This is a genomic window from Myroides sp. NP-2 (assembly GCF_014145665.1).
GTDB lineage: Bacteria > Bacteroidota > Bacteroidia > Flavobacteriales > Flavobacteriaceae > Flavobacterium.
Genome location: NZ_JACHTD010000041.1, coordinates 1 through 1,473 on the forward strand (window position 1 = coordinate 1; position 1,473 = coordinate 1,473).

A 1,473-nucleotide genomic window follows, 5' to 3' on the forward strand; every position below is an offset into this window, starting at 1 on the left:
TCAGTTCTTCCTGTAAACGAGCTGTTTCTGTAAATTCGATAGGTATCATAAGTCTATTGGTTTGAAGCTAATTTGATTATTTTTGATTGAGGTTTGTTTTTTATGTTGGCTTTCTCCATTTCTGCAAATCGTTCGGCTACTATGCTTGAAAGTGTATCATCTTCTTTGTCAATGTATTTGTAAAAATTGTTTACGTTTTCGTGTCCTGATATAGCCATAATCATAGGAACAGACCAACCCTCTTTACCATAAAAATTACAACAGAATGACCTACGACAGCTATGGTTGTGTATAAGTTTGTATTTTGGATAGCTTCCGTGAACTCCATTATATCTACCAGACACAACTTCGTTAATTTCTGATAATTCACAAACTTTTTTCATCAGAGTAGATAATTTTGTTCTGTTACTTTTTTCATTCTCGTAAAAGTTAGGAGGGAAGTCAAATCCGTACTTTAACAAAACATCTCTTACTTTGTAATGAATAGGAATTTTTACTCTCTTGTTGGTTTTATACTGTTTCAAAACAATGTAATCAACCCCTTTTTCATTAACTATCATAGATTTATTCATACGATACAAGTCAGAAACTCTTAGTGCTGTGTAACAAGCAATCACAAGCCAGTCCCTTGCAATTTCCAAATCTCTTGTAGAAAATTCATTGTCGATTAACTTATCAATCTCTTCAAAGGTTAAAAATGTTACTATTGTTTCATCTTCAAAGCCTCGTATCTTTTTGTGGTTCGGATTAACTTTTCTACCTTGATTTTCTGCTTCTTTCAAGATTGTCTTTAGTCTTTTGATACTTCTTCCAAAAGTGTTGGTTGCTTGGTTTTTCTCTTCATCTAAATAAGTTGTTAGTTCTTCTGCAAAAGCTAAGTCAGTTTCACTAAGACTGATTTTTTTCTTTCTGTATTCTTCAAAGTCTTTAAGGTTTTCAACGAAATATTTATACTTGTCTATTGTTTCTTGTTTGTACTCCTGTGGCTTTCCATTCTTCATATAGGTACTATTGGGTAGATTTTTCACAAAACTATCTGCAAAAGGAATTAACAAATCTTTATCTTCGTTAGGAGCTTCGTTGAAATAATCAAGAATTAAGTTTTTAAGCCATTGACTACTTAGGTCGTTTATTGCTAACTCATCACTTTTCTCAACAGCTAAGACCTCATCTTGGATATGGTTTTCTAAGTCCTGTAACCTCCTGTGTAAGTTCTTATTATTCTCTGTGTTTTGCTTTGGGTAGTTCTTAGTGAAATTCCAGTCTTTCACATCTTCAATAGTCAATCCAGTAGATAATCGAAAGTCTTTACCTCTTTTGATTGAAAGCCTGATATAGATTTTGCTTTTACCTTTTGGTTGCTGTGGGTAATACTTAATTGAAGCCATAACGATATGATTTATATATACTGTAAATTTAGTTTTATCCAACCAATTATCCAACCATTTCTGAATTTTAATGTTTTTTGTTTTT

Annotated in this window: 1 protein-coding gene; it reads right to left on the minus strand. The window is 32.0% G+C overall.

The genetic code is table 11. The features are described from left to right. Positions 1-53 precede the first annotated feature (53 nt). Positions 54-1,473, minus strand: a 1,420-nt coding sequence (locus H4K35_RS15525) for a tyrosine-type recombinase/integrase (RefSeq protein ID WP_220497706.1), incomplete at its 5' end; no start/stop codon positions are given.